The sequence below is a fragment of the Bacillus sp. EB01 genome (genome assembly GCF_000613125.1).
Lineage (GTDB): Bacteria > Bacillota > Bacilli > Bacillales > Cytobacillaceae > Bacillus_D.
In genome coordinates this window covers 1,798,837-1,824,823 of record NZ_HG964497.1, presented here as the reverse complement: position 1 = coordinate 1,824,823, position 25,987 = coordinate 1,798,837, and the positions used below count along the sequence as shown (strand labels likewise).

General features: G+C 45.0%; 26 protein-coding genes and 1 riboswitch. Of the genes, 12 read left to right on the top strand and 14 right to left on the bottom strand.

The annotated features are described in order from the left end of the window. Positions 1-31: 31 nt before the first annotated feature. The 5 genes from glpK to TY16_RS08095 form a co-directional block, all read right to left on the bottom strand. Entirely contained in the window at positions 32-1,522 is a 1,491-nt protein-coding gene (gene glpK, locus TY16_RS08115) for a glycerol kinase GlpK (protein ID WP_043931347.1), read from the bottom strand. A 102-nt stretch (positions 1,523-1,624) separates the two neighbouring features. Next, the gene (locus TY16_RS08110; protein ID WP_043931346.1) at positions 1,625-2,449 is read right to left on the bottom strand and encodes an MIP/aquaporin family protein; all 825 of its coding nucleotides are present in this window, start codon (positions 2,447-2,449) and stop codon (positions 1,625-1,627) included. Positions 2,450-2,668: 219 nt separating this feature from the next. Then, positions 2,669-3,214 (bottom strand): glycerol-3-phosphate responsive antiterminator, encoded by a 546-nt coding sequence (locus TY16_RS08105; RefSeq protein WP_043931344.1) that lies wholly within the window; start codon positions 3,212-3,214, stop codon positions 2,669-2,671. A gap of 461 nt (positions 3,215-3,675) precedes the next feature. Continuing rightward, positions 3,676-4,521 (bottom strand): YihY/virulence factor BrkB family protein, encoded by an 846-nt coding sequence (locus tag TY16_RS08100; protein WP_442853247.1) that lies wholly within the window; start codon positions 4,519-4,521, stop codon positions 3,676-3,678. A gap of 31 nt (positions 4,522-4,552) precedes the next feature. Further along, entirely contained in the window at positions 4,553-4,987 is a 435-nt protein-coding gene (locus TY16_RS08095) for a YtxH domain-containing protein (RefSeq protein WP_197028372.1), read from the bottom strand. A 181-nt stretch (positions 4,988-5,168) separates the two neighbouring features. Here TY16_RS08095 and TY16_RS08090 point away from each other — a divergent pair, with 181 nt between their 5' ends. After that, positions 5,169-5,396, top strand: coding sequence for a DUF1128 domain-containing protein (locus tag TY16_RS08090; protein ID WP_043931343.1), 228 nt, complete (start codon positions 5,169-5,171; stop codon positions 5,394-5,396). A gap of 456 nt (positions 5,397-5,852) precedes the next feature. Here the strand turns inward: TY16_RS08090 and map are convergent, their stop codons facing one another. After that, on the bottom strand, positions 5,853-6,608 hold the full coding sequence (gene map / locus TY16_RS08085) for a type I methionyl aminopeptidase (protein ID WP_043931341.1): 756 nt from the start codon (positions 6,606-6,608) through the stop codon (positions 5,853-5,855). Positions 6,609-6,829: 221 nt separating this feature from the next. Continuing rightward, positions 6,830-7,345, bottom strand: coding sequence for a type 1 glutamine amidotransferase domain-containing protein (locus TY16_RS08080; RefSeq protein ID WP_043931340.1), 516 nt, complete (start codon positions 7,343-7,345; stop codon positions 6,830-6,832). 188 nt (positions 7,346-7,533) lie between these two features. Between TY16_RS08080 and TY16_RS08075 the strand changes: the two genes are divergently transcribed. Beyond that, complete coding sequence (locus TY16_RS08075; protein WP_043931339.1) at positions 7,534-7,881, top strand: helix-turn-helix domain-containing protein; 348 nt, start codon at positions 7,534-7,536, stop codon at positions 7,879-7,881. Positions 7,882-7,956: 75 nt separating this feature from the next. Here the strand turns inward: TY16_RS08075 and TY16_RS25640 are convergent, their stop codons facing one another. After that, complete coding sequence (locus tag TY16_RS25640) at positions 7,957-8,106, bottom strand: anti-repressor SinI family protein (protein WP_081772925.1); 150 nt, start codon at positions 8,104-8,106, stop codon at positions 7,957-7,959. A 29-nt stretch (positions 8,107-8,135) separates the two neighbouring features. Further along, positions 8,136-8,228: riboswitch (cyclic di-GMP riboswitch) on the bottom strand. A gap of 602 nt (positions 8,229-8,830) precedes the next feature. Between TY16_RS25640 and TY16_RS26115 the strand changes: the two genes are divergently transcribed. Continuing rightward, positions 8,831-9,001 (top strand): hypothetical protein, encoded by a 171-nt coding sequence (locus TY16_RS26115; protein ID WP_155922191.1) that lies wholly within the window; start codon positions 8,831-8,833, stop codon positions 8,999-9,001. Positions 9,002-9,056: 55 nt separating this feature from the next. Here TY16_RS26115 and TY16_RS08070 read toward each other — a convergent pair whose 3' ends face one another. Continuing rightward, positions 9,057-9,431 carry a J-domain-containing protein gene (locus tag TY16_RS08070; RefSeq protein ID WP_043931337.1) on the bottom strand — a complete coding sequence of 125 codons (375 nt, stop codon included), beginning with the start codon at positions 9,429-9,431 and terminating at the stop codon, positions 9,057-9,059. Between the two features lie 175 nt (positions 9,432-9,606). Between TY16_RS08070 and TY16_RS26535 the strand changes: the two genes are divergently transcribed. Continuing rightward, positions 9,607-9,780 (top strand): hypothetical protein, encoded by a 174-nt coding sequence (locus TY16_RS26535; protein WP_197028371.1) that lies wholly within the window; start codon positions 9,607-9,609, stop codon positions 9,778-9,780. A gap of 63 nt (positions 9,781-9,843) precedes the next feature. Here the strand turns inward: TY16_RS26535 and hutH are convergent, their stop codons facing one another. Next, entirely contained in the window at positions 9,844-11,361 is a 1,518-nt protein-coding gene (gene hutH, locus TY16_RS08065; protein WP_043931336.1) for a histidine ammonia-lyase, read from the bottom strand. 303 nt (positions 11,362-11,664) lie between these two features. Here hutH and TY16_RS08060 point away from each other — a divergent pair, with 303 nt between their 5' ends. Continuing rightward, a complete protein-coding gene (locus TY16_RS08060) occupies positions 11,665-13,185 on the top strand; it encodes a hypothetical protein (protein ID WP_052342650.1) in 1,521 nt (506 codons plus the stop codon). A 125-nt stretch (positions 13,186-13,310) separates the two neighbouring features. Then, a complete protein-coding gene (locus tag TY16_RS08055; protein WP_043934594.1) occupies positions 13,311-15,401 on the top strand; it encodes a DNA topoisomerase III in 2,091 nt (696 codons plus the stop codon). 436 nt (positions 15,402-15,837) lie between these two features. Here TY16_RS08055 and TY16_RS08050 read toward each other — a convergent pair whose 3' ends face one another. Both TY16_RS08050 and TY16_RS08045 read right to left on the bottom strand, forming a co-directional pair. Continuing rightward, the gene (locus tag TY16_RS08050) at positions 15,838-16,728 is read right to left on the bottom strand and encodes an RNA polymerase sigma-70 factor (protein WP_043934593.1); all 891 of its coding nucleotides are present in this window, start codon (positions 16,726-16,728) and stop codon (positions 15,838-15,840) included. Between the two features lie 4 nt (positions 16,729-16,732). Further along, a complete protein-coding gene (locus TY16_RS08045) occupies positions 16,733-17,998 on the bottom strand; it encodes a phytoene desaturase family protein (protein WP_043931335.1) in 1,266 nt (421 codons plus the stop codon). A 148-nt stretch (positions 17,999-18,146) separates the two neighbouring features. Between TY16_RS08045 and TY16_RS08040 the strand changes: the two genes are divergently transcribed. From TY16_RS08040 to TY16_RS08025, 4 genes are all read left to right on the top strand, one after another. Continuing rightward, on the top strand, positions 18,147-19,415 hold the full coding sequence (locus tag TY16_RS08040; protein ID WP_043934592.1) for an MDR family MFS transporter: 1,269 nt from the start codon (positions 18,147-18,149) through the stop codon (positions 19,413-19,415). Between the two features lie 125 nt (positions 19,416-19,540). Beyond that, entirely contained in the window at positions 19,541-21,124 is a 1,584-nt protein-coding gene (locus tag TY16_RS08035; protein WP_043931333.1) for a M20/M25/M40 family metallo-hydrolase, read from the top strand. Positions 21,125-21,228: 104 nt separating this feature from the next. After that, entirely contained in the window at positions 21,229-21,459 is a 231-nt protein-coding gene (locus TY16_RS08030; protein ID WP_043931332.1) for a hypothetical protein, read from the top strand. A gap of 106 nt (positions 21,460-21,565) precedes the next feature. After that, positions 21,566-22,798 carry an aminopeptidase gene (locus tag TY16_RS08025; RefSeq protein ID WP_043931331.1) on the top strand — a complete coding sequence of 411 codons (1,233 nt, stop codon included), beginning with the start codon at positions 21,566-21,568 and terminating at the stop codon, positions 22,796-22,798. A 112-nt stretch (positions 22,799-22,910) separates the two neighbouring features. Here TY16_RS08025 and TY16_RS08020 read toward each other — a convergent pair whose 3' ends face one another. After that, positions 22,911-23,849 carry a hypothetical protein gene (locus tag TY16_RS08020; RefSeq protein ID WP_043931330.1) on the bottom strand — a complete coding sequence of 313 codons (939 nt, stop codon included), beginning with the start codon at positions 23,847-23,849 and terminating at the stop codon, positions 22,911-22,913. Between the two features lie 114 nt (positions 23,850-23,963). Continuing rightward, positions 23,964-24,605, bottom strand: coding sequence for a trimeric intracellular cation channel family protein (locus TY16_RS08015; protein ID WP_043931329.1), 642 nt, complete (start codon positions 24,603-24,605; stop codon positions 23,964-23,966). Positions 24,606-24,814: 209 nt separating this feature from the next. Between TY16_RS08015 and mscL the strand changes: the two genes are divergently transcribed. Next, positions 24,815-25,213 carry a large-conductance mechanosensitive channel protein MscL gene (gene mscL / locus TY16_RS08010; RefSeq protein ID WP_043931328.1) on the top strand — a complete coding sequence of 133 codons (399 nt, stop codon included), beginning with the start codon at positions 24,815-24,817 and terminating at the stop codon, positions 25,211-25,213. A 98-nt stretch (positions 25,214-25,311) separates the two neighbouring features. Next, complete coding sequence (locus TY16_RS08005; RefSeq protein ID WP_043931327.1) at positions 25,312-25,947, top strand: Bax inhibitor-1/YccA family protein; 636 nt, start codon at positions 25,312-25,314, stop codon at positions 25,945-25,947. The last annotated feature ends 40 nt before the right edge of the window (positions 25,948-25,987 follow it).

The following is a 25,987-nucleotide window of genomic DNA, read 5'->3' as shown; positions in this document are numbered from 1 at the left end:
AGGCAAAATTGATATTACTTTTAGTAAACCTTTATTTAAATGCCATTGTTGCATTTACAGCTTTTTTCCATCCACTGTAAAGCTGATCGCGAGTTTCATCGGACATTGTCGGTTCAAACGAACGATCAACGGCCCACTGTGATGCAATCTCTTCTTGGCTTTCCCAATACCCTACAGCGAGCCCTGCAAGATAGGCAGCACCTAAAGCAGTCGTTTCATTAACTACTGGTCTTTCGACTGGAACATTTAAAACATCACTTTGGAAGTTCATCAAGAAGTTATTCATTACTGCCCCGCCATCGACACGAAGGGTTTTCAATTGGATACCGGAATCTGCCTCCATCGCAGATAATACATCCTTTGTCTGGTAGGCCAGTGATTCAAGAGTGGCACGTACAAAATGTTCTTTGCTCGTTCCACGTGTAATTCCGAATACTGCCCCCCTTACATCACTATCCCAGTATGGAGTTCCAAGGCCTACGAAAGCAGGAACAACATAAACCCCCTCTGTGGATTCTACCTTTGCTGCATAATTTTCACTGTCTTTTGCACTCTTTAGCATTCTCAAGCCATCACGGAGCCATTGAATCGCGGATCCTGCAACAAAAATACTACCTTCGAGAGCATATTCAACTTTACCATTAAGCCCCCATGCAAGTGTGGTTAACAGTCCATGTTCCGAACGGACTGCTTTTTCACCAGTGTTCATCAGCATGAAACAACCCGTTCCGTACGTGTTTTTCGCCATTCCTTCCTCAAAACAGGCCTGGCCGAACAATGCTGCCTGCTGGTCACCGGCAGCACCCGCTATAGGCACTTCCTGTCCAAAGAAATGATAGGAAACTGTATTTGCATAAACTTCCGATGACGCCTTTACCTCAGGCAGCATGGAAACCGGTACCCCCAGGATGTCTAAAAGTTCTTTGTCCCACTTCAAATCATAAATATTGAACATCAGGGTTCTGGAAGCATTGCTATAATCGGTGACATGAGCGCGGCCGCCTGAAAGCTTCCAAATCAGCCATGTATCAATCGTACCGAATAACAGCTTGCCTTCTTCTGCTTTCTGTCTTGCCCCGTCAACGTTATCAAGGATCCACTTGACCTTAGTCCCTGAGAAGTAAGCATCAATCAGCAAGCCTGTTTTTTCTCTAAATAGGTCATTAAAGCCTTTTTCCTTTAACTCATCACAAATTCCGCTCGTTTGCCTTGATTGCCAAACAATTGCGTTATACACAGGGACTCCTGTTTCTTTATCCCACACAACCGTTGTTTCACGCTGGTTAGTGATGCCTATTCCTGCAATTTGTTCAGGTTTAACATTTGATTCAGATAATACTCCTGCTATTACTGCCAAAACGGAACCCCAAATTTCATTTGCGTTGTGTTCCACCCAGCCTGGCTTTGGAAAATGCTGTGTAAACTCCTTTTGGGAAACATGGACGATTTCACCCGCCTTGTTAAAGAGAATCGCCCTTGAACTTGTGGTTCCTTGGTCTAAAGATAGAATGTACTTTTCCATAAAAATATCCCCCTTTTAACTCCAAGTTAATTCGTAAACTTCAATTTTAGAAAGCTATCATTTCAAACTTACTCATTAATACATTGATTATGCTTACCACTTTTAGGCCCTCATTTTTGGAACAGCCATTTCACCCGGCTGTTTTTTTCCTCCAACATAGGCTGCTCCCAGAGAGACTACTGCTATACCAACTACAACCCAGAATGAAGTGGTTACTTCACCGGAGAACACAGCTTTGTAAAAAACAGCTCCTAACGATCCACCGAGGAGAGGACCAACAACCGGAATCCACGAGTAGCCCCAATTGGATCCACCCTTGCCCGGAATTGGAAGGATGAAATGAGCAATCCGCGGTCCAAGATCGCGTGCAGGGTTGATTGCATATCCTGTTGTACCACCCAAAGACATACCAATAGCGACAATCAATAAACCAACTGCAAAAGGATTAAGACCTTCAGTGAATTTATTAGCCCCTATGAATAATAAACCTAGAACAAGAATAAAAGTACCGAATACTTCACTGAATAAATTTGAAAAAGTATGAGGAATGGCCGGACCTGTGGCAAAAACGCCTAATTTTGTACCTGAATCATCGGTTTCTTTCCAATGAGGCAAATAATGAAAAAATACGAGAGAAGCACCAATAATTGCTCCAATCATTTGTGCAAGTATATAACCGGGTACATCCGCCCATGCGAATGATCCATCAATTGCCAAAGCCAATGTAACCGCTGGATTCAAATGCGCCCCGCTAATTGACCCTACTGCAAATACAGCCATCGTAACCGCAAGTCCCCATGCTATTGTGATAACTATCCAACCAGGGCTGTTCGAGTACGATTTTTTCAGAGAAGAACCTGCGCCAATTCCGGCACCAAAAACAATCAGAATCATTGTTCCAATGACTTCCCCCATAAATGCTGACATACACTTTCCCCTTTCTCGCCTGCTAAATTGTGTTTTTTACATGTTAAGATGCCAAAAAACAAAAAGGAGATCCACAACAGAACATACCCAATAAACACCAGGCACATCTGTGTGAATCTCCCATTCTCCGTCACTCTTAACTTGTACCTCAATTATATCGATAATTGAAAGCGCTGTCAAATTATTTATACGATAATTATTTTTCAAACCTTAAGAACTTTAAGAATAGTAATCCCATATTTTCTTTTTTGAAGTTGTTACAGCATCGGCTCCTGCTGCCAAAGCAAGCTCTACATCTTCTACGCTTCTGATGAACCCCCCAGCGAGTAGAGGTATTTGCATCCTTTCTTTGACCTCGGAGATAAGGTTAGGCATTGCTCCCGGAAGAACCTCTATATAATCCGGCTGTGTTTTACCAAGAAGCTTATAACTCTTTTCCAGAGCATGCGAATCTAGCAAAAACACCCGTTGGACAGCCAAAACACCTTTTTGCTTAGCCTTTAGGATTACATTCGCTTTTGTCGTGATTAATCCATAAGGCCTGTATTCCTGACATATAAATTCTGTTGAAAAGTCATCACTCTTAATTCCATGAATCATATCCATATGATAAAGCATCTTTTTTCCATTAGCCTTGGCCATAGCATCCACATGCTTTAACTGAGCAATATGCATTTCGAGAAAAACCCCTATTTCAAAGGGGCTTTTTAAAAACTGCTCAAAGTCCTTCATATTAGAACACGCCGGTAAAATTTGTTGGATCATTTCTTCCCATCCTTTTATTTCCTTTAACTTCTTATAATAATATTAGTTAAATTGTTTAATTTCAATAAGGAAACTTTAAGGCCAATTGGGGACTAGTAGCTTATTATTTTTTGCGGGATCCCGGCAGAATGACCATCAATAGTATGTACCACATTTTCATTCATCCGCTCATTTGGCCCGGCACTACCAGGCTGAAAGGCCCCCTCCTAACCTTTCCGATTTTATAAAATGATACCCGTCTATTCGTTAGTGAAACTAAAAAAAGTGGGGCTTCATCCTTCCTTATTGTTTAGGTGAACCAACGGACTTTTATAGGCAGTTAAAGCAATCTGTCGCACCTGGATTTATTGCAAAAATTAGGAAAGCGAGAATCGTCTCTGCCTTTCCGTTAAAAAGGCCCGGCCTTTGATGGCCGGACCTAGTGTGACTGGAATTCATTTGCCTTTTTTCAAAAAAAGAAGTTAGCAGTTTTTGTCCTGTTTGGATTTTTCGGCATAGAAGGCGTTAATTTCGCCGCCGAGGAGGATGATGAATGCTGACAGATAGAGCCAGATCATCAGGATGATGATTCCACCGATACTTCCGTAGGTGGATGTATAGTTACCAAAGTTGCTGACGTAGAATGAAAATCCAAGCGATGTGATAATCCAGCCGATTGTGGCAAAGATGGCGCCTGGTATGGCTGACTTGCATTTCATTTTCAGGTTCGGTGCCACCCAGTAGAGGATGGTGAAGATCCCGAATAGGATGAGTGGTGTCAGCGCCCAGCGGATAAGATTCCAGATGACTATAAATGCTCCATCCAGCCCAAGGAACGAGAACAGGAATTTCCCGATTTCTTCCCCGAACACCGGGAGTACAAGTGCAATAATAAAGACAAATACCATGCCAAATGTAAACAGGATGGACATCCCGCGTGCTACAATGAAGGACCTCGTTTCGTCGACATTGTATGCTTTATTGAAGGCGCGGACGAGCGCATTAATTCCATTTGAGGCTGACCAGATGGTACCGATGATACCCAAGGATAGCAGGCCGCCGCTTCTGTTTTCCATGATGCTGTTCAGGTTTTTTTCGATTAGTGCGAATGCTTCTGGAGGTGCAAAATCCTGGATTGCCCCGAGAATGTCCCGCTGTGGTATTGGCAGGTAAGGCATCAGCGTTAACAGGAAAATGAGCAGCGGAAACAGCGATAGCAGGAAGTAGTAAGCCAATTGAGCGGAAAGGCCTGGCAAATCATCCTCTTTTATTCGGTGCAGCAGCTGCTTAAAGATGTTCTTACTGAACAACCCCCGGACATTTTCGATTTTTTCTTCCTTTTTCGTTGTTGGGGCCGGGTTATGAGCCAACAGTATCAGCTTCCTTCAGGACCACTTCGCTCAGGATAGGGTCTTTGCCATCCGCGCCTGAGATACCGCCGCCTGGCATGGCTGAAACAGTTTCGCGGTCGTCTTCGTTCTTGGCAAAGGCGCCTTTTGTTTCTTTCAGGATTCCAACTAATTGCGGGGTTGTTTCGCGCAGTTCGTCAACTTTCCCTGCGATATAGGTAATATCATCATTCATTTGTTCAACGGTGCTCTGGATTTTCTTTGCTGCATCACGGATGGTGTCAGTGATTTCGCGTGGATGTTTAACCGCATAGGCCATATTATCAGAAGCTTTCTTGGCACCATCGATCACGGCTGTGCGTGTCTCCTTATTGAGCAGGCTGACTGCCGCACCTGCAAGCGCCCCCCACATCATTGACTTCCAAAACTTGCTTGTTCCTGCCATTAGAATCTCTCCTTCTTCTATACAATTTGCTTCATAATAGATAGGTTTAGTATTCCCTGATTCTTGCTTGTATCCTTCCCGCTTTCAAGATTGGGCAAACATGCCTGGGTGCGGGTTGCTGTTGACAATTCTCCATCCTCATGGAAAGATGGAACTACGAATTTCAGGAAGGGTGACGAGGATGGATTTATCAAAAAAATCTGCCGAGAATGTTGACTATATGATTGAGAAAATTAAAGACAAGTTGAAAGTAATGAATCTGGGGGCAATCAAGTCCTCCCATTTCGATGAAAATATGTATGAAGAACTGACGGAAATCTATGAAATGGTTATGCGGAAAAACAACTTCTCGACAAGCGAAATGCAGGCGCTAGCCGAAGAGCTCGGCAACCTGCGGAAGCAGCAATAATTTGTATCCAATGAAGATGTAACGAACAGGCAATGGCCTGTTCGTTTTTTATTGGCATTCAAGTGATTAGCGACGCCAAGCTCTTGGAATTGGTGTAAAACTTAGCGACCGAGTAAGGGCCGATGCTGTTAAATTGCCCCCTTAAGGAGGATTTGGGACAGCTGGCACCGTAAGACTATCCTCGCTGAAACCTTTCAAGGACATTTTAAGTTTTGCTGCGTATCGAAATGTCCTTGAAGACTCATTTCGAGGACATTTTGGGCCTGACTACGTATCGAAATGTCCTTGAAGACCCATTTCGAGGACATTTTGGGCCTGTCTACGTATTGAAATATACTCGTAGTACCATTTCCAGGACATTTTGAGCTTTGCTCCGTATTGAAATGTACTCGCAGTACCATTTCGAAGGAAGCTTTGTTGCATATCGGATACTGATTAAATATGTTCCGATGCCATTTATTCTTCGTCCTGGCTGGTCAGAATAACTGGGCCGTCCTTTGTAATTGCGATAGTGTGCTCGTATTGAGCTGAGTAGGTTCCGTCAACAGTTCGTGCCGTCCAGCCGTTCGGATCCATTTTTGTTGGCCATGTCCCGATGTTGACCATCGGTTCGATTGTGAAGACCATTCCTTCCTTTATGCGGGCTCCTTTACCCGGAAGACCGTAATGGGGAACGTCCGGTTTTTCATGAATGACTGAGCCGATTCCATGGCCAATGAATTCACGTACGACCGCCAGGCCTTCGCCTTCAACGTATGTCTGGATGGCGTGTCCAATGTCGCCGATCCGCGCTCCTGGCACAGCCACTTCAATTCCTTTATATAATGCCTGTTTGGTAACGTCAAGCAGATGGCCTGTCTCTTCGCTTACCTCGCCTACCGCATAGGTCCAGGCCGAGTCGGCAAGTGCCCCGTTCAGATTTACAACCATATCAACGGTGACAATATCGCCTTCCTTTAGCGGCTCCTTACGCGGGAAACCATGGCAGACCTCATCATTAATGCTTGCACAAGTGGCGAATTCATACCCCTTATAACCCTTCTGTTCGGGAGTAGCTCCATGCTTTTTTAAAAACTGCTCTGCAAACTGGTCAATCTCCCAGGTTGTCATTCCCGGCTTAATTAATTTTGCTATTTCACGGTGGCAGGCCGCGAGCACCTTGCCAGCCTCCTTCATTTTGTCTATTTCCCGTGCCGATTTTAAAACGATCATGCTATTCCCGCCTTTACGAAGTTCAGTTCATACTTACTATATGTTTCTTAGTAGGCAATGCTTCCATTCTTTATAGTAGCCTTCTTTACCAAAAAATTAAAGCATAGCCTGCCTGTCGATAAACATACCAGCACGAGAACCCAAATCTATAGAAAAAACAATGCCACTCCGGATACGGAATGGCATAATTACAAATAGGGGTCTGACCCCTCCTGTATATACTAGCTAAGCAATTTGCAGGATTCACGGGTGAAGGCAGGGATATCGTCTGGGGTGCGACTGGTAACTAGCTGATTTCCGCAGACTACGACTTCTTCATCTTTGTAGTTGGCTCCAGCGTTCTCGAGGTCGACTTTAATTGATTTGTATCCAGTGACGGTTCTGCCATCGAGCGCTTTAGCATTTATTAATAGCTGTGGTCCGTGGCAGATTGCAAACACTGGCTTTTTTTCATCCATAAATGTTTTTGTGAACTCGACGAACCGGTCATCCGCGCGAAGAATGTCTGGTGAAAATCCCCCTGGCAGGAACAATGCGTCATAATCAGTTGGATTTACCTCGTCAATGCTATAATCAATGGTTGTTGTTGCTTCGCCCTGTTTGCCTTTTACTTCCTTTCCCTTTTCAGTCCCGATGCTCAATACCTCATGTCCTGCCTCAACATATGCTTTTGCTGGTTCTGTGTACTCGGAATCCTCGAACATGTCTGTAATTAGGCATGCAATTTTCTTTGCCAATTTCAACAGCTCCTTTTTCAGTTATCTTAGATTCCATTCCCGTCGGTTCGGGAGACAAAACGTCAAGTTAAGCCATCCTTCCTTATTTCCCAGGGTAGATATTCTGGATAAAGTATAGTTTGTATGGTACTTTTAAGGTCAATTTGTTATCATAAAATAAAGATATAAATCAAGGTGTGTGAACGTCTATGATTGGTGATCGTGTAAAGAAGATTCGAATGGAAAAAAAGATGTCGCTTTCAGAGCTTGCGGAGCAGGCAGGTGTGGCGAAGTCGTATATCAGTTCGCTGGAGCGGAATTTGCAGCGGAATCCTTCTATTCAATTCCTTGAGAAGATTTCAGCTGTTTTGGACGTTTCTGTCGATCAGTTGATTCATGAGTCCCCCGCAAGCGGTGGGGATGATCTTGACCGTGATTGGATGAAGCTGGTAAAAGAGGCAATGGACTCCGGGGTTTCCAAGGAGCAGTTCCGGGAGTTTCTCGAGTTTAATAGATGGAGAATTAAGCAGGGGAATGACGGTTCGAATAAGCCCTGAGTTTAGCAGCTATCCAGTAAATAAAACAAAATCCAATGGGTTGTCCCCCATTGGATTTTTTCCATCTTAATAATTTTATTTTGCTGCCGCCTGCAGCATTTCAGTTTCATGCTTGTTTAAAAAATCCCTCACCAGATCTTTACCCAGTCCAATCTCTCTTGCTTCCATGATAAGAGCCATCCATTCCTGATCCAAGTTCTCTAAACCTCTTTCAGCAACTGTCACTGTCTTCACCCCTAAAATACATTCGTATTCCAGGCAGCTCAGCCGTCATCGCACCGGAATTCTCCCGCATTAGACCTGAAGCTTTGCGTCCCACCTTTTCAAGCGGTTTGCCTTTTTCTGTTCGTACTTAAGCAGTCAAGGCTGTCTGTTTCTATTACCACGGACGCATACTTAAGTAGTAGCTCTAGGCACTATTATAAATAGTTCTTTAGTAGTATGGTGTTGTTTTTTGTCTGTAAAACAGCAAAAAATCCATTAATCTTTTTCCAATTATATACAAAAATCGCCAATTAATTTTCAAACTATTCTGTGTTTTAGCGGTACTTGTAACTTTACTGCCAAACAAGCCGAGAAATTTGCGTTTTATTTGTTATCAATTTGTAGAAAATCTTCACTAAATGGGAGAAGTGACCTTGCAGGTATCATTGGTGGAAAGAACATGGGGTATCAAAAGGTGAGCCAGTGGCTATAAGAAAATATTTAATGATAAAGTAGTTGGGGACTTAACTGCAAAAAACGCAATTTCACCTCCTTTCCGCCATTATACTCCCCCCTTTTGCCCTATGTCCAATTATAGGCGGGAGGAGAATAACCATACTAAATACCTATTTTAATTAGTAGTTTGAAAATTTAGAATTATTGTTTGATTTCAGCCAACTAAATGAATATAATATAAACAACATAATAAAGAGGATTAATCGAATTATGTGGAGGAGGGTTTGGCTTGACGCTCATTCATATATTAAATTATACGATTCCGATTGCATTTATGATTTTTTTCGGATTTTGGCTCGATCGGTTATTGAAGCCAAAAGCAGTCCCCATGGAAGCAAGTGTTGCCGTGGAATCGGTTGACCAAATGGACCATGGAATGCCAGCTAAGAACGATGTTTAACATAATAAAATCTCAAAAGGACCAGCCTGGTTTTGGCTGGTCCCTCTCTTTATAGTCAGGTCAATTTTTTCATAACCTTTTCTGTGTAGTTTTTAAACATTGAAGAATTCGTCTTACCGCCGCGTTTTGACATAACACTGTTAAAACGGAGCATTTTCTGATTCAGTTTTCTTTGTAAAGCAGCTCGCTCTTCATCGTCAGTGCAACGAGCAATCAATCCTTCAATAGAGGCCATTTCCCGCCGCAGCGTTGATTCCTCTTCCGTATAGCCAGCGTTCTTCATCATGCGATATGCCACTCTGAGCTCTTCCGGTACCCCTGACAGGTCATCCTTTGGCAGCGGCTTGCCATAACCGGGCAAATTTTCAAACTCACCTTTTTCATAAGCCTTCTTAATCCGGTCCTCCGAAATGATTTGGAAAAAATCCACTCCAGCTCCTCCTTAAAAGGTCTAAGGTCTTCACTATAGGCTGCTTCAAGTACAGTATATCATTTTTCACTATCCCGGCCTAGTTAATTCAAATTTGCCAGAAGCACTCACTTCTCATAATTGAAAGAGGTTCGGGGAAACTAGACCGGAAGCTATTTTGAAAGGAGTGCGATTAATGAGCCGCGGCCAAAATTTTGAGCATAAAAAGAAAGGGCATCCTGGAAACTTTCCTAAGGATACCTTGACTGAAAAGCATACAAAAGAAGCAATTGGCGATGAGGAGTTCCTTGTTGTGCGCGAAGCCTTTAAAAATCGTGTCGAGCAAGGTGACGGCAACAGATTTCACTAATGGTATATACTGAGTTCGGAGACATGACTCCGAATTCTTTTTTTGTTTTATGAGTCCTTGACTCTAAACTTGCTCTTCCTTCGGCAAGACCAACCGGGCAATTTCAAGCTCCTTCAGCCAGCTTGCGGCGGCTTCGATATCCTTGGAAAAAATACGATCCTGAGTAATCGCCGGGACAATCTTCCGTGCTTCTTCAAACAAGTTAGCGGTTGCCGACGAAAGCATTTCCTTCCCGCGGAACTCTGCTGCCTGAAGCGCGCAGATAAGTTCAATGGCTAGTACACGCCTTACATTCTGAATGATTTGCCAGGCATGCCTTGCTGCAATTGTGCCCATTGACACATGGTCCTCCTGATTGGCTGAGGACGGGATCGAATCAACACTTGCAGGGTGGGCGAGCGTTTTATTTTCCGAAACAAGAGAGGCGGCTGCATATTGCATGATCATCGCCCCTGACTGAAGGCCTGGCTCCGGACTTAGAAAAGGCGGCAGATCATTCAGCTGTGGATTGACAAGCCGTTCAATTCTTCGTTCGGATATATTGGCAAGTTCTGCGGCGGCGATTTTCATAAAATCCATCGCAAAGGCAATTGGCTGGCCATGGAAATTTCCGCCCGATACCACCATACTGCCGTCATGGAAAATTAGCGGATTATCAGTTGCTGCATTAATCTCGATTTCAAGCTTCTCACGTACATATTCAAGAGCCTGCCAAGATGCCCCGTGCACCTGCGGAATGCAGCGGATGCTGTAGGCGTCCTGCACGCGCAGTTCTCCCTGCCTCGATGTCAGCTTGCTATCGCGTAAATAATTGCGAATCCTGGCTGCTGTCGCAATTTGCTGGGAATATCCTCGAGCCTGGTGAATTTCATCTGCGAAGGCATCGATAATGCCAGTAAGGCCTTCAATGGTAAGACTTGCTATCAGCTCGGCCTGGTAGGCAAGCTGCTCGGCTTCAATATAACCGACTGCCCCCATCGCTGTCATTGCCTGAGTCCCATTAATAAGCGCTAACCCTTCTTTGGCTTCCAGCGTTATTGGCAAAATCGATTCCTGCTGAAGTGCCGTTGCAGCATCCATCCGGGCACCCTTATAAAAGACCTCTCCCTCACCAATGAGAACAAGTGCTAAATGGGAAAGCGGGGCAAGGTCACCGCTTGCTCCAAGTGAGCCTTGCTGGGGAATCACTGGGATAATATTTGCATTAACCAGTTCGATCAGCCGTTCAATAACGACTGGCCGGACACCGGAAAACCCCTTCAAAAGCGCATTCGCCCTAAGAAGGACCATCGCCTTTGAGACGACCTCCGGGAAAGGCTCCCCAATCCCGCATGCATGTGAGCGTATTAGGTTGAGCTGGAGGTCACGGACATGGGCAGAATCAATTAGAACATCACTGAATTTCCCAAAGCCTGTATTGATGCCATATACAACCTTTTTCTCAGCAACAATCCGTTCGACAGCCTCCCTGCTTTTCACAACACCAGCCATACTCTCGTCAGATGCACAGATTTTGGCGCCCTTATACAGGACTTCCTTCACTTCATTTAGGGTTAGCGTATTACCCGTTAACAGTATCATTGTTTTCACCTCTACCAATTTAGCAGAATAAAGAAAGAGGCTGGACTCCAAATCGGTTACGATTCAGGGTCCAGCCTCTTATTTATCATTGCTGTTTGTTTTATATTCATCGGAATCATCCTTATTTTTCCCGCATAAACGGGCGGTTAACAATCATCGACCTGGTTTCAGTTTATCAGAAAATAACGATAATTATCTTTATTGTATGCCCGATACGAAATACTGTCAATGGCTGGGAAAGTTTACTTTTCGGACATAAAAGCCTGCGTACGGAACAAATTAAGCAGGAAAGGAGTTGGTTGTATGAAAAAATACTTGCTTATGCTACTCGCTACATGTATGTTGTGCGTGCCGGTATCCTCTTCTTCGGCAACAGGGAAAGTTTCGAATTCCGGCAATTCAACCTTGCTAGAGTCTCCTGCTCTTTCAACAGACTCTATGAACGAGGCTGGCACCAAGTCAGATTCCAGGCTCCTTACACCCAACCCGTCTAAAACCTCGGAGGCCGATATGGAACCTTCCGATGCCTCAAACCTTAATTCTGACCCTTCCTCCGCTAAAAAACTTAATCCTGGGCCATCCTCTGCCTCCGAGCAGAATTTGGAACCATCCACATCCTCGGATACAAGGTCCGCACCTTCAACAGCCCCATTAACCAGAGTAAAGGCCGCCTTTATCCGTTATGGCAATCTATGGGTTCTTATTGGCGGGAAAGAGAAACAGGTTACCTCCTCTGGTAAAATTCAGGCAAAGCCTGTGTGGTCCAGTGACGGAAACTTGCTAGCCTATCAAGAATCGGCACCTGCCGAATTCAAACAGAATGGCGAGCAGTCAGAACTATGGGTTTATGAGATTGCAACAGGTGAAAAGAAGAAGGTCTTTCATAATGGTCACTATCCAAAATGGGCTCCAAGGAAAAACGAGCTTGCCTTCAAGGATGGAGGAATCCTGGATATATCAGATTTAAAAGGATTTTATAATATTGCCACCGGAGTAGAAGACTACACTTGGTTTCCTGATGGGAACGGCTTTCTTCTTTCCGCTTCGGGTACCCTGCGGCCGGATGGTTGGTCAAGTGCGACGCTGTTTAAAAAGAAGCTTGCCGGCAATTATAAAGATGTCATTCTCTTCGGCGGAGTGGAACCGTTCTTCCAGCTCCCAAAAGAGATTGGTACCACTAAAGATAACCAGTTGATTGCAGTATTTCTTAGCCAGCTTACATACTCCCCAAGCGGGAAATGGATTTCTTTTATCGTCTCACCAACAGCATCCTGGTCGATGGACAGTAATATGGTTTGCGTAATTGACAGTGATGGAAAAAGGTTCACCGTCCTGGATGAAATTATTTTTGAGGTCGGTGCACCAAAATGGGCTCCTTCCGAAGATACAATTGCCTATATCGCAGGCGGCGGCAGGATTGTTTTCGGTTTTAAAAATAAAGATCTGAAAGTTCGCGAAATGCCGGCCTCCGTGACGCTCACTCCTTCTGATTATGCGGATATTGATTTCGACTGGATTGACAACAAGTCACTAGTTGCAGCCCGGATCCGGGAACAGGAATGGTCCAATGACTTCAGCAAGCATCCTCTTCCTGTCCTATACTCCATTGATATACCGACTGGCACGCAAACAAAGCTTACAAGCCCCCCATCCCGATACGGCGACTATGCTCCGCAATTCGTATCGACTGCCGGCAAACTAGTCTGGTTAAGAGGAGAGTCAATCCTTGACAAAGGCAGGACACTTTGGCGTGCAAACCCAGACGGATCGCAAGCGGAGAAGTGGCTTGACAATGTCGATTCAATTGTATTTTTTGAAAAATAATCCTCTTCCCCTCTGGGAGGAGGTTTCTTCTTTATTGCGTGAACCCCTGAATTCAAAAGTCAGGCTAATTCCGTTATACTGGTAAGAGGCTTAATCTAATTGCCTGAATGAAAGGATTGAATGCTGTGAAATCATTGGTTCTTGCCGAAAAACCGAGTGTTGCCCGTGAGATTGCACGAGTACTCGGATGCCGCAATACTTCCAAAAGTTATATAGAAGGCGATAAATATATAGTCACGTGGGCGCTTGGCCACCTTATTGAGCTAAAGATGCCCGAAAACTATGCAACTAAGTACAAGGTCTGGACTCTCGAAGACCTGCCGATTATTCCCGACAAGATGGGGATTAAGGTCATGAAGCAGACGAGCCACCAATTCCGCGCAATCGAAGGGCTGGCTAACCGGAAGGACATCGGCGAAGTTATCATCGCAACAGATGCCGGCCGTGAAGGTGAGCTAGTCGCACGCTGGATTCTCGATAGGCTTAATTGGAAAAAGCCGATTAAGCGTCTGTGGATTTCCTCGCAGACCGACAAGGCTATTCGTGATGGATTCCGCCAATTGAAGCCAGGTTCACAATTCGAAAACCTGTACCAATCCGCTGTATGCCGGGCCGAGGCTGACTGGCTGATTGGGTTGAATGTGACCCGCGCGCTAACGACAAAATACCGCGATCCCCTTTCTGCCGGACGAGTCCAGACACCAACTCTTGCAATGGTTCTGGATCGCGAGGACCAAATCCAGAAGTTCCAGCCTAAAGAATATTGGACGATTTCTATGTCTGCCGGCCCATTGTCGCTTGAGTGGGAAAAAAATGGAGAGAAGCGTCTTTTTGATAAGGCAAAGGCAGAGGATGTTGTGCGCAAGGTTAAGGATGGTAAGGCGGTTGTCTCAAAAATTGACCGCAAGACGAAATCCGAGCCGCAGCCTCTTCCCTACGACCTGACTGAGTTACAGCGGGACGCAAATAAGCGGTTTGGTTTTTCTGCTAAAAAGACACTGAATACCTTGCAGCGTTTGTATGAGCAGTATAAATTAGTTACCTATCCTCGTACGGATTCCTGCTACCTGACAACAGACATGGAAGCGACGATGGCCGACCGGCTTGGCGCACTGGCTAACGCTTACCGTGATGAGGTGAAACCTGTTTTAGGTAAAAGCACTGTCCTTGGGAAGCGCGTTTTCAATAATGCAAAGGTTACAGACCACCACGCAATCATCCCGACCGAGGAGCGGCCAAATTTGTCTGAACTCGATACGGACGAACGTAAAATCTACGATCTGATTGTGCGCCGCTTCCTGACGCTCTTTTATCCTGCTTATGAATACGAAACGGTTTCATTCGAAGTGAAAACTGAAGGCGAAATCTTTTCGACTCGCGAAACCGTCACAATAGAACCTGGCTTCAAAAAGGTCCAGGGCAAAGAAGAATCTGTTGCCTTAAAACCAGCAGTCGCCGCCCTTAAAGCCGGCCAGGCGCTAACGGTGTCTTCGGCGAACACGAACCAGAAATGGACCGAGCCGCCTTCCCGTTATTCTGAGTCCGATATACTGGGGCAGATGGAAAAATTCGGACTAGGCACCCCGGCAACCCGCGCCGAAATCATAGAGCGCCTTGTTGAAACGGAAGTTGTTGAGCGCCAGAACGGGCGCTTCCACCCTACGAAAAAGGGCAAGCAGCTAATCGAGCTTGTCAATGATGATTTAAAGTCCCCAGAGCTTACTGCAAAGTGGGAAGAAGAGCTTGAGAAAATTGCCAAAGGCAAAGGAGATCCGAAGGCGTTTGGCAAGCGGATCCGTGAACAGACGGCTCGCCTGGTTAACGAAATTAAGACCAGTGACAAAACGTACCGCCCGCCAAACCTGACTGGTTCCAAGTGTCCTGAGTGCGGCGAGTTTCTTAAGGAGCGCACTACAAAGGACGGCAAAATCCTCGTGTGCTCAAGCCCCGAGTGCTCCTACCGGAAGCGCAAGGATGCCAAGCTGTCAAACCGCCGCTGTCCGCAGTGCCATAAAAAGATGGAAATCCACAATGGCAAAGCCGGCACCTACTTCCAGTGCCGCACCTGCAACGTGGTGGAAAAGGCAGAAGAACGAAAGAAAGCTGTCAACAAGCGTGAGGAAAAGCGCCTCGTGCAAAAATACGCACCTCCGAAGGAAGACTTCGGCACCAGTTTGGGCGATTTGCTTAAGCAGGCGCTGGAGAAAAAAGATTAAGTGAAAGTGAATGAAGCGGGCCGCGGCCCGCTTATTTGCTGTTAAAAATTCTGTACTACTAGTTTTCCTTGCTGTTTCACTAGTAAGCCTCCGAGTACTACTAGTGGAAAATTGCTATAGCAGAGTGTTGTCTTAGTAATAAAGTGTGGCTAAACTCCGTAGTACTTCTAGTACTACTCTGAGTACTACTAGTTTTGCACGCCGCTTTACTAGTAAATCTCCGAGTATTACTAGTGAAAAATCGTTATAGCTGAGCGTTGTCTTAGTAATAAAGTGTGACCAAACTCCGTAGTACTTCTAGTACTACTCTGAGTACTACTAGTTTTCCTTGCTGATTTACTAGTAAGTCTCCGAGTACTTCTAGTGAAATACTACTATAGCCTCGCGTTGTCTTAGTCATAAAGTGTGGTGAAATCTGTAGCGCAATCTAATACTTTTAGTCTTGAACATCTTTAAAATGTTTTCGAATGGAGGCTAACTTTTCAGGATTCATCACAATATAGATTTCGTTTATTTTGTCATGGGTGATATAAAAGCTCATAATACTTTGAATCGTACCCTGCATAAAAACAATGATTGCTGGCTGGCCATTGATATTTTTCACATCAATTTTAAATTCTCCTTGAGCTTTGCTAACGATGCCGCTTAAGAAAGCTATTACGTTTGCTCGGGATACAATAGGCCGGATTGCTGCCTTAACAATTCCGCCTCCATCCGAGTACAGGGTGACATGTTCAGAAACCAGCTCCAGTATCGCAGCCAAATTCTGAAATTGAAATGCTTTAATAAAGCCGTCTACGATTTTCCTGTTCTTCGTATAATCAAGACTTTCTCCTTCGACAGCTGAAATTTTCCGCTTCGCTCGACTGAAAATCTTCCGGCAGTTTTCCTCCTTCTTTTCAACCATATTGGCAATTTCCGTATATTGGAGGCCAAATACCTCCTTTAACAAGAGGATTGCGCGTTCATCTGGGGATAAATGCTCCATCATCCGCAGGTAGGCGATGCTTAATCCCTCTTTCTGAAGCAGTACATCCGATGGGTTCACTTCCTGTGATGCTTCAATCAAAAGTGGCTCCGGGTTCCATGGTCCAATGTATTGCTCTCGTTTGATTCGCGCGGACTTTAAAACATCAAGGCAGCGATTGGTCAGCATTTTACAAAGATATGATTTCTTATTTTCAATTTTTTCCTCGTTGATTTGATAGGCTTTTAGAAAGGTTTCATGAACAATATCTTCGGACTCTGTAACTGAACCCAGCATCCGGTAACCTATAGAAAACAACAAAGGCTTTAGTTGTAGATACTCTTCATTACTTATTTGCATGACCTCACCCCATTCGATTTTTGATGATTTCAGCAGCTGCCCGTTTTGCGCTGCTTGCTGCCCCATCTGCCAATATTAAATCGGGACATGCCCAGTCTCCTGCTATATATAATCCTGGAATTTCTGTAGTAGAACTGCCTAACTGAAGCTCATCACCAATCTGGGGAAGCCGGTGATTTACTGTAATTTGGGGCATGTACCGGCTTGTAATCACATAGTTTTTCCAACCTGGCTGAATTCCCTCAAGAAACTGTTCCAGCTCCTCTTTAACTTTATGTCCATCAATCTTCTCGTCCGGATGGAAGTATTTAAATACATGCAAAACACTATTATCTTTGTCTTCAGAAAGTCTGGCGTAGGCTGAATGGACCGACATATAAAAAGGCTTCCTTATGTCCATAGCAAACAGTTTCTCTGGCCTTGGAAGCTTTGTTAACGCTATATCCAAGGTGGCTCCTTTTACCGGAATCATATTCCTGAAGAAGGCACCCTCGCCCTTACCCAGAATCCCAGCTAATTCCTGGGGTCCAGCTGTATAAATCACATTTCTGCCCAGGATCTCCTCACCGTCTGAAAGGACAACTTTTAAAGAATCAGTTGAAGTCGGTATGATTTGCTCTACAGTCTTATGCGTCCGTACTTGGACACCTGTGATGACCGCTTGGTTGTGAAGTTGGTCAATAATTGTCTGCCATCCTCCATTGAGATAAAAAACACCTCCCAAGACACTCTTCAAATGCGACAATATCACTGCAGCGCCTACTCGTTCCGGGGCATGGCAATAAACCGAAAGCCTTCCAAGTACGAATAAAAGCGATTGGACCTTTTTGGAACGGGCTGTTTGTGTAACCCATTGGCAGAATGTAAGCTCAGCTATTTTTTGCACATCAACACGAATAATTTCCAATAAAACCGCTAACCACTCCACCTTTTCCTTCCAATTCAAATAACGTGTCGTTAACGTTCCTAATGCAGAAAAAGGAGCAATGAATTCATGGTTGTCTCCAGTTAAAATGCCATCCGGTTTGGGCTGCTTTCCATCAAGCTGGATACCTAATTCTTCGAGAATGGCCCGTGCTTTTCCTTTTTTATAAAGAGCATGGGGACCAAGGTTAAAATACTGTCCTTTAATTTTCGTTGTCCTTGCCCTTCCGCCAACTTGTTTCCCTTTCTCCAGCATTAAGACTGATAATCTGCTCTGTGCCAGGTAATTGCTTGCAACATAGCCTGCTAAGCCTCCACCAATTATCACTACGTCCCATTTATGCATTCTTCACAGCCTCCTTTTATTGTTCATTCTCATGACGATTAAAGGTGCGTGGCTGTGACATTTTGGTGGTACAGTTATTGTAAATTATTCCTCGCCGGTAGTATGATAAGGAGGTTATTGCTTAAACAGAGAAATGGAGTTTTTTTATATGCGATTAAGGGATTGGGATGCGAATTTGCGGATCCGGCTTGTGTCGGAGGCGTTATTGAATACTACGTTCTGGATGTTTTTTCCGTTCTTGACGATTTATTTTGCTGGGGAGTTTGGAAAAACAAATGCGGGACTGCTGTTAATTTTTTCACAGGTTTTTTCGGTGTTTGCGAATTTACTAGGCGGCTATTGCGCAGATCGGTTTGGCCGCAAGAGAATGATGGTTGTTGCAGCTGCCGGCCAGGGGATATCTTATCTTCTATTCGGAATTGCTCAGTCGCCATGGCTTGATTCCCCGATGCTCGGGTTCATTTGTTTCACTGTTGCTGGCATGTTTATTTCAATTTACTGGCCGGCCAGTCAGGCAATGGTTGCTGATCTTGTCGACGAAAAGAACCGCAGCAGTGTTTTTGCTGTTTTTTATACATCAACCAATATTTCGGTCGTTGTCGGGCCCATTCTGGGTTCAATTTTTTACATCGACTATCCGTCTCAACTGCTGGTTGTCTCTGGGCTAATCGGTTTCGCGCTGGCGTTCATTCTTGGGAAATGGGTGCGGGAAACGCTGCCGGCATCAGTTGCTGCCTCCAGAACAGCGGACAACTTAAGATGGTATCATGTGCTCAGGGACCAGTTTATGGATTATACAGTAATTATAAAGGACCGGACCTTTCTCCTGTTCATCATTGCAGGAATTGTGCTTGGACAGACATTCATGCAGCTCGACCTTCTATTTCCGGTGTATATGAGTGAGATGGTCAACAACCAGAATCTCTTCAGTTTCGGCAGCTGGTCGTTCGATATTGATGGTGACCGCGCCTTTGGACTGGTTCTCGCGGAAAACGGCCTGCTTGTTGTCTTATTGACAGTGGTCATTACACGATGGATGGTGAAATTCAAGGAACGCGATGTCTTCATCGCCTCGGCGGTCCTGTATGCAGTTGGGATTTATATATTTGGCCAGACAACATGGATTTGGGGGCTTATTATCGCAATGGCGATTTTTACATTCGGGGAGCTAGTATCGGTAGGGATCCAGCAAAGCTTCGTCTCCAACCTTGCTCCCGAACACTTGCGCGGCCAGTATTTCGCAGCAGCCAGCCTTCGTTTTACTATAGCCAAGACAATCGCACCCATTTCGATTCCGTTGTCCGGCTGGGTTGGATACGAGTGGACCTTTATCATACTCGCGCTCCTTTCCTTAGTAAGCGGATGGATTTACTGGATTACCTTCAAGACCTACTATAAACAGAGGTCTCTGGCTTAGAGATTTTTTAAAAAAAAAGCAGGTTATGCATTAATGGAATTGAATAATAACATGATGGTGCACACGCAGGTTCAGCAAAGCTATAGTGTGCGCCTTTTTACTATATATAACCGGAGGAAATTCGTATGCATTGGCAGACAAAAAAACAAATGGCAGAGCTGCTGGCACGCCTTGTCAGCATTCCGAGCATCACCGGTTCCGAGTCGGAACTGCTATTCCCGGACTTGCTCGCCCTTGAATTAAAGTCACTTCCTTATTTTCAAAAAAACAGCCATCATTTACAGGTTCATAAATCACCGGGGGCGTCTTTCCTGACCGCATTCGTTGAAAAACCGGACACTAAAAAGACCATTGTGATGATCAGCCATTTTGATGTAGTAGGCGTCGAAGATTACGGCCAGCTAAAAGAGGATGCCTTTTCAACCGAAAGGCTGACCAATCGCTTCAGAGAAGAGCCCGAGATGCTGACAGAGGCTGCCCGAGCTGAGCTTGAGAAAGGTGACTGGGTATTTGGCCGCGGGACGATGGATATGAAGGCCGGACTCGTTGCCCAGATATCTTTATTGGAGAAGTCTTCTTACGGTGAAATTGATGGGAATTTGCTTATGGTCACGGTTTCCGATGAGGAAGTCGGCTCAAGAGGGATGCTTGCCGCTGTCGAGGAAATGGTACGCCTCCAGGAGGAGCTTTGCCTGGAATACGAGCTTTGCCTCAATTCCGAGCCATCGTTCAAGGAGCATCCGCTCGATACAACCAAATATATGTACACCGGCACAATTGGCAAAATGATGCCGACATTCTTTTGTGTAGGCCAGGAGACACATGGAGGTGAACCATTCGCCGGGCTCAACGCATCGCTCCTAGCCGCAGCACTAACCATGGAGTTTGAACTGAGCAACGATTTTCTAGAGGAGGTTGGGGTGGAGAAAACTCCTCCGCCCACCAATTTGATGCTGCGTGATTTAAAGGAAAGCTACAATGTCCAGACTCCGACTTCGGCGGTTGCCATGTTCAATCTTCTTTATATGGAGCAGACTCCGGAAGAAATTGTTGCCAGGTCGCTTGAAAAAGCAGAACAGGCTGCCAAACATGTTCTTTGTCATTACCGCAGCAAAGCGGAAGCTGCGGGCGTTGCCGGACTTCCTTTTGATATTCCAGTGCTCGCGTGGGCGGATCTTTTTTTAAAAGTAAAGGAAAGCATTGGTGCCTCCCGGGCGGAAGAATTGCTAACATATGCACTTAAGGCAAGTGCCGGGGAGGATGAGCGCGGCAGGAGCCTGCGTATTGTTCAGGAGTTTTCCGCCTACGTTGAATCAAAACCATTCATCGTCTTTTATTTCAGTCCGCCTTTTTATCCGGCGGTTTCGTCGAGATTCCATGAAACCATCCGTTCCTTGGGCGATTTTTTGAAAAAGGAACAGCCAGAGCTTGTTGAACGGGGATTCTTCCCTGGATTGTGTGATTTGAGTTATGCTACGTCATCGGTTTCAAAAAAGGATACGCAGCTGCTTATTGGGAATATGCCTCTGTATAAACATGGCTATAGCATCCCATTTGAGTTGATCGATCAATTAAGGATGCCCGTTTTCAACCTTGGGCCATACGGTGCAGATCCCCATCAAAAAACGGAGCGTCTGGAGCTGAATTATTCCTTTGTAACATTGCCTGGTTTGATCGAGAAGCTCGCCCGCCATGTATTTTCTATGTGAGCCCCGTTAGACTTATCAATAAAAGATGCTTAGCCGCTGCTAAGCATCTTTTTTATGTTTCGTCCTAATACCAGTGGATAAAAGAGCTTTGGATTCATGCGATTATGGAAGAAAAACATTCGTCAACTGGCTTTTTTGAAAACTTTGTGAACTTTCAGTTGTATCACTTGAAACATGAGCGTATACTGCTATTAAAGGTAGATTTCAATATTGGGATGGTGAAAATGATGGATTGGATGTCGCCGACCTCTTTGTCTGGAATCATAACATTTGTAGCGTTATTTTCCTGGGGTGTTTTCCTAAACGTAAAGCTTTATAATGATATCGGACAGTAGGCTTAGCCTGCTGTCCTTTTTTCTGAAATCTCAGCAGTTATTATTTCTTTTTTACCTAAAAACGCGCTAAACTGTAGAGGACGAAATTGGAAAAGAGGTACATAGGATGAGTGATTTTAAAACGAGATTGGAGAAGTATGCAGAGCTTGCCGTGAAGGTTGGTGTTAATATTCAGCCTGGGCAAACTCTTGTTATCAATTGTACGCTTGATGCAGTCGAGTTCGTCAGGCTCGCTGTCAAAAAAGCGTACGAAGCGGGTGCGCACAATGTTGTTGTCAACTGGACGGACGATAAAGTATCCCGCACGAAATATGAACTTGCTCCTGAAGAAGCATTCAACGAATACCCGAAATGGCGCGCAAAGGAGTCTGAGGAACTGGCAGAAAATGGCGCGGCGTTGATGTCAATAGTGTCTTCTTCACCAGACTTGCTGAAAGGCGTTAACCCGCATCGAATTGCCAACTTCCAAAAGTCTGCCGGCAAAGCTCTATCCCGTTACCGCCAGATGATGCAGGCAGATAAATTCAGCTGGACTGTTATTGCGGTTCCTTCCGCGGAATGGGCTGCAAAGGTTTTCCCGGATGTCCCAGAATCCGAGCAGGTCAGCAAACTTTGGGATGCCATCTTTGCTTCTGTCCGTGTCGATGCTGAAGATCCGGTACTCGCGTGGAAGCAGCATGACCAGACATTGCACGCAAAGGTTCATGTATTGAATGAACGACGCTTTAAGTTCCTTCATTATAAAGCTCCAGGAACTGATTTGATTATTGAGCTGCCACAAGGCCATCTTTGGGTGGGAGCAGGCAGCACGAATGAACAGGGCCACGAGTTTATGGCGAACATGCCTACTGAGGAAGTGTTCACCGTTCCTTTAAAAACAGGTGTGAATGGCGTTGTCTCTTCGACCAAGCCGCTTTCATACGGCGGCAATATCATCGACAAATTCAGCGTTACCTTCCAGGAAGGCCGAATTGTTGATGTAAAAGCGGAAGAAGGCGAGGAAATTCTTCGCCAGCTAGTCGAAACCGACGAAGGCTCTCACTATCTAGGTGAAGTGGCGCTCGTACCGCACGACTCACCAATTTCAAACTCGAATGTTTTGTTCTACAATACATTGTTCGATGAGAATGCCTCAAACCACCTTGCAATCGGGGCTGCTTATGCTTTCTGTCTCGAAGGCGGCAAGACAATGACCCGGGAGCAGCTTGACGCGGCAGGTCTGAACGACAGCCTGACCCATGTCGACTTCATGATTGGCTCTGCTGAAATGGACATCGACGGCATTTCCGAAGACGGTACACGAGTGCCAGTCTTCCGCTCCGGCAACTGGGCAATCTAAGCCCTGCGCGGGTTTAAGCAAATTTAATCAAACGTCCGTTTAAATTTGAATACTGAAGCCAAGCATGAAAAGCATTGGACTCCTCTTCAGGAATCCAGTGCTTTTTTCCATTTCACAAATAGCCGAATGCCTTAAAAAGCTTGTATCTCCTGACAGCCAGTATCCCTTTCCAATGCCGTTTTGCTGTTTCCGCCTCCTCGGGGTACATACCCCAGCTCCAGGTAATATCCCAGACACCGTCTTCATCCATCGCCTCAAGATAATGCGACAAGTTCTGCTCGACAAGTGTTCCGAACCGCTCACAAAGCGGGCTTTCCGGTGTGTCTATGAAATCAAGCGGCAGTGGTTTATAGCCTTTTCCCCATTCGGAAACGTTTCGGTCCACTGCCTGTTCTGCCAGGGAAAGCACCTTTTCGGTAACGCTATTTAACGAAAACGGTAGCTTTAAATTAAACTCCTGTTCCTGCGGGCTGAGGATTTTTATCATTTGAAGAAAATTATTAATCTCATGCCAGTCCATTTCGGATTGTTCCATTAAATAACTGACTGCTTTTTCAATGCTGTCCCATCCGGTTTGTGCGGCCTCACTTCCAGCCTCTGACCAATGTACCAGGAACGCAGCGAGTTCCGCACCAGGGTTGAACATCCAATTGTCCTGTGCCCTCTCCTGCCAGTGCCACCATGGAGCGTGTGGATATTCATTGTTTGCAGGCTGGACTGTTTCCCACATTCCGGTGTCAGTATCGGCGGTTTTTACGAGATAATCCAGCATCCTACTCACAACCGGCTCATCCCGATCTGCCCCAATTTCAAATAAAATCTGCCCTGCTGTCCAAGTTCCGATGGCAGAAGAAGCTGGCAGCCAGAAATCTGGTTCAATTCCATGCCCAAAACCGCCATCTTCATTTTGATAATGTTTCAACTGCTCGATAACTTCTTCCCTACTTCCATTTTGAAAAAGAAAATCAAAGCGGGCTAGTTCCAAATCCCTTCCTTGTGTCGCTATGTATTCCCTTGCCTGTTGCAGCTTACTTTCCTGAACCTTGCTCATATCCATCTCCCCCTTAAAAAACTTACTAGTAAACAATTCGATAGGAAACTATCGATTTCCTTTTGAATATATGAAAAGGCCATCCTTATGCTGGATGGCCTTTGTAAAAATAATTTATGCCGCCTTTTTCCAGGTCCGGACCTCACCTTTTCTGAAGGTAGGGAAATTGACTTGATAGTATACTGAAACGACTCTTATCGTAAACGTGACAGCCAGACAACTATAAAAAGCAACTGCATCCGGAACATGACCGTCCAGCATGCAGTAAATGAACGCCCCTGCTATGGAGGCTACCGCATAGATCTCCCGCCTGAACACGAAAGGAATTTCTTTTGTAAAAATATCGCGAGCAATGCCGCCTCCTATTCCGGTGGCAAGGCCCATCGACAGGACAAGGAACATCCCTGCACCAGGAATAGAAAGAGCGGCATCCGCACCAAGCCCAGTGAAAACGCCAAGGCCAATGGCGTCCGAGACCATAATTGTGTTTTTCAGCCTGATTGTATTTTTATAAAAAAGAATAGTAGTAATTGCGGCGGCAACACTTGCCAGAAACCAGTACGGTGATGAAAAGGCTACTGGCGGAAACTGACCAATCAATACGTCGCGGATAATCCCCCCGCCTAGAGCAGTTGCAACAGCCAACGAGACTATGCCAAAAAGGTCGAGCCTCTTCTTAATTCCGGTCAATGCCCCCGACACCGCAGCGGCAATGATACCAATATATATGAAAATCGTAAATATCACAGTGTCCATTGTGCTTTCTCCTAAAGATGAAATGCATTCCGAAAATAAATGTACTCTCCCTGGAGCGTCACGGCAATTGATTTTTTATGAACGTTTTGTGTAGATATATGACAATGCCATTTACCACCTATTTCTCTTTGCCAACAAATTGCAGTGACTTTTATCGATACTATTGATAGAGTATTTTATAGCTTTATTTATAATTGGGGGAATACCAGATGAGTCAATTTTTACAAGAGTTTAAGAAGTTTGCAATGAAGGGGAATGTCATTGATTTGGCAGTCGGGGTCATCCTTGGTACAGCCTTTGGTAAAATTGTTACTTCTCTTGTACAAGATGTCCTTACGCCCGTGCTTGGTATCTTGATGGGCGGCATTAAATTTACCGGTCTGAAGATTCAAGTTGGCAAAGCTGTAGTGCTTTATGGACAGTTCCTGCAGACTGTCTTTGATTTCCTGATCGTCGCCTTTTCCATCTTCATGTTTATCAAATTCATTAACCGATTTAAAAGGAAAGAAGAAGAGAAAGTTGTTGAGAAAATCGACCGGTCTGAGGAGCTTCTGACCGAAATTAGAGACCTTTTGAAGGAGCAATCAGGGAAACGCGGACTAGAATAGTGTGGACGTAATTTTTAAAAAAAACGATTAAAAGGTTGAAACCTTTCATATAGTTGTTCGTAAAACACTTTACTACAAATCCAGAGGTGACCTTTTATATGTACGCTCAAACAAGTACAGAATATTTACCGTCCGTGATGAGGACTTTTGCCATGTCGATTGCGTTTGCATTCCTTGGCTCCATTGCAGGCATGTTTGTTCCGCCTGCACTGTTCATGCCGCTTGTGTTCGTTGAACTTGGCATGCTGCTGTTTGCGTTCTTGATTCGAAGAAAAAAGCTGATATCATATACATTCCTTTATACCTTCACGTTTATCTCAGGGATTACGACGTATCCAGTGGTTGCCTATTATGCAGCAGCATCAGGCGGAAACACCGTTCTTTTGGCGCTAGCTACAACCACAGTCGTGTTTACCGGCATTGGTGTTTACGCAACTAAATCGAAGCGCAATTTTTCCTGGATGGGCGGGATGCTCGTCGCAGCCCTTCTTGCTCTGATTGCGATTTCCATCTTCAATATCATCTGGCCGCTTAGCTCGACAGGGATGCTTGCCTTTTCGTTCATAGGAGTTCTTGTTTTCAGTGGTTATGTATTATTTGACTTCAGCAGGATGAAGCATTACGGAGTATCTGCAGAGGAAGTGCCGCTGATGGCCCTTAACCTGTATCTTGACTTCCTTAACCTGTTTACCAGTATCCTGCGGATTTTCGGAATCCTTGGCAGCGATGACTAAACTTCTAATTATTGATATAAGAAAGCAGGTCCCCCGTCCT

What these genes read in the sequence shown, in the direction of transcription:
- TY16_RS08030 (WP_043931332.1), top strand. Translation starts at nt 21,229, where the DNA reads ATGGAAGAAAAACATTCGTCAACTGGCTTTTTTGAAAACTTTGTGAAC.
- TY16_RS08020 (WP_043931330.1), bottom strand. Translation starts at nt 23,849, where the DNA reads ATGAGCAAGGTTCAGGAAAGTAAGCTGCAACAGGCAAGGGAATACATA.
- TY16_RS08035 (WP_043931333.1), top strand. Translation starts at nt 19,541, where the DNA reads ATGCATTGGCAGACAAAAAAACAAATGGCAGAGCTGCTGGCACGCCTT.
- TY16_RS08060 (WP_052342650.1), top strand. Translation starts at nt 11,665, where the DNA reads ATGAAAAAATACTTGCTTATGCTACTCGCTACATGTATGTTGTGCGTG.
- TY16_RS08040 (WP_043934592.1), top strand. Translation starts at nt 18,147, where the DNA reads ATGCGATTAAGGGATTGGGATGCGAATTTGCGGATCCGGCTTGTGTCG.
- TY16_RS08050 (WP_043934593.1), bottom strand. Translation starts at nt 16,728, where the DNA reads ATGCAAATAAGTAATGAAGAGTATCTACAACTAAAGCCTTTGTTGTTT.
- TY16_RS08105 (WP_043931344.1), bottom strand. Translation starts at nt 3,214, where the DNA reads ATGATCCAACAAATTTTACCGGCGTGTTCTAATATGAAGGACTTTGAG.
- TY16_RS08090 (WP_043931343.1), top strand. Translation starts at nt 5,169, where the DNA reads ATGGATTTATCAAAAAAATCTGCCGAGAATGTTGACTATATGATTGAG.
- TY16_RS08095 (WP_197028372.1), bottom strand. Translation starts at nt 4,987, where the DNA reads ATGGCAGGAACAAGCAAGTTTTGGAAGTCAATGATGTGGGGGGCGCTT.
- TY16_RS08015 (WP_043931329.1), bottom strand. Translation starts at nt 24,605, where the DNA reads ATGGACACTGTGATATTTACGATTTTCATATATATTGGTATCATTGCC.
- TY16_RS08045 (WP_043931335.1), bottom strand. Translation starts at nt 17,998, where the DNA reads ATGCATAAATGGGACGTAGTGATAATTGGTGGAGGCTTAGCAGGCTAT.
- TY16_RS08005 (WP_043931327.1), top strand. Translation starts at nt 25,312, where the DNA reads ATGTACGCTCAAACAAGTACAGAATATTTACCGTCCGTGATGAGGACT.
- mscL (WP_043931328.1), top strand. Translation starts at nt 24,815, where the DNA reads ATGAGTCAATTTTTACAAGAGTTTAAGAAGTTTGCAATGAAGGGGAAT.
- TY16_RS08075 (WP_043931339.1), top strand. Translation starts at nt 7,534, where the DNA reads ATGATTGGTGATCGTGTAAAGAAGATTCGAATGGAAAAAAAGATGTCG.
- map (WP_043931341.1), bottom strand. Translation starts at nt 6,608, where the DNA reads ATGATCGTTTTAAAATCGGCACGGGAAATAGACAAAATGAAGGAGGCT.
- TY16_RS26535 (WP_197028371.1), top strand. Translation starts at nt 9,607, where the DNA reads ATGAGCCGCGGCCAAAATTTTGAGCATAAAAAGAAAGGGCATCCTGGA.
- TY16_RS08110 (WP_043931346.1), bottom strand. Translation starts at nt 2,449, where the DNA reads ATGTCAGCATTTATGGGGGAAGTCATTGGAACAATGATTCTGATTGTT.
- TY16_RS08025 (WP_043931331.1), top strand. Translation starts at nt 21,566, where the DNA reads ATGAGTGATTTTAAAACGAGATTGGAGAAGTATGCAGAGCTTGCCGTG.
- hutH (WP_043931336.1), bottom strand. Translation starts at nt 11,361, where the DNA reads ATGATACTGTTAACGGGTAATACGCTAACCCTAAATGAAGTGAAGGAA.
- glpK (WP_043931347.1), bottom strand. Translation starts at nt 1,522, where the DNA reads ATGGAAAAGTACATTCTATCTTTAGACCAAGGAACCACAAGTTCAAGG.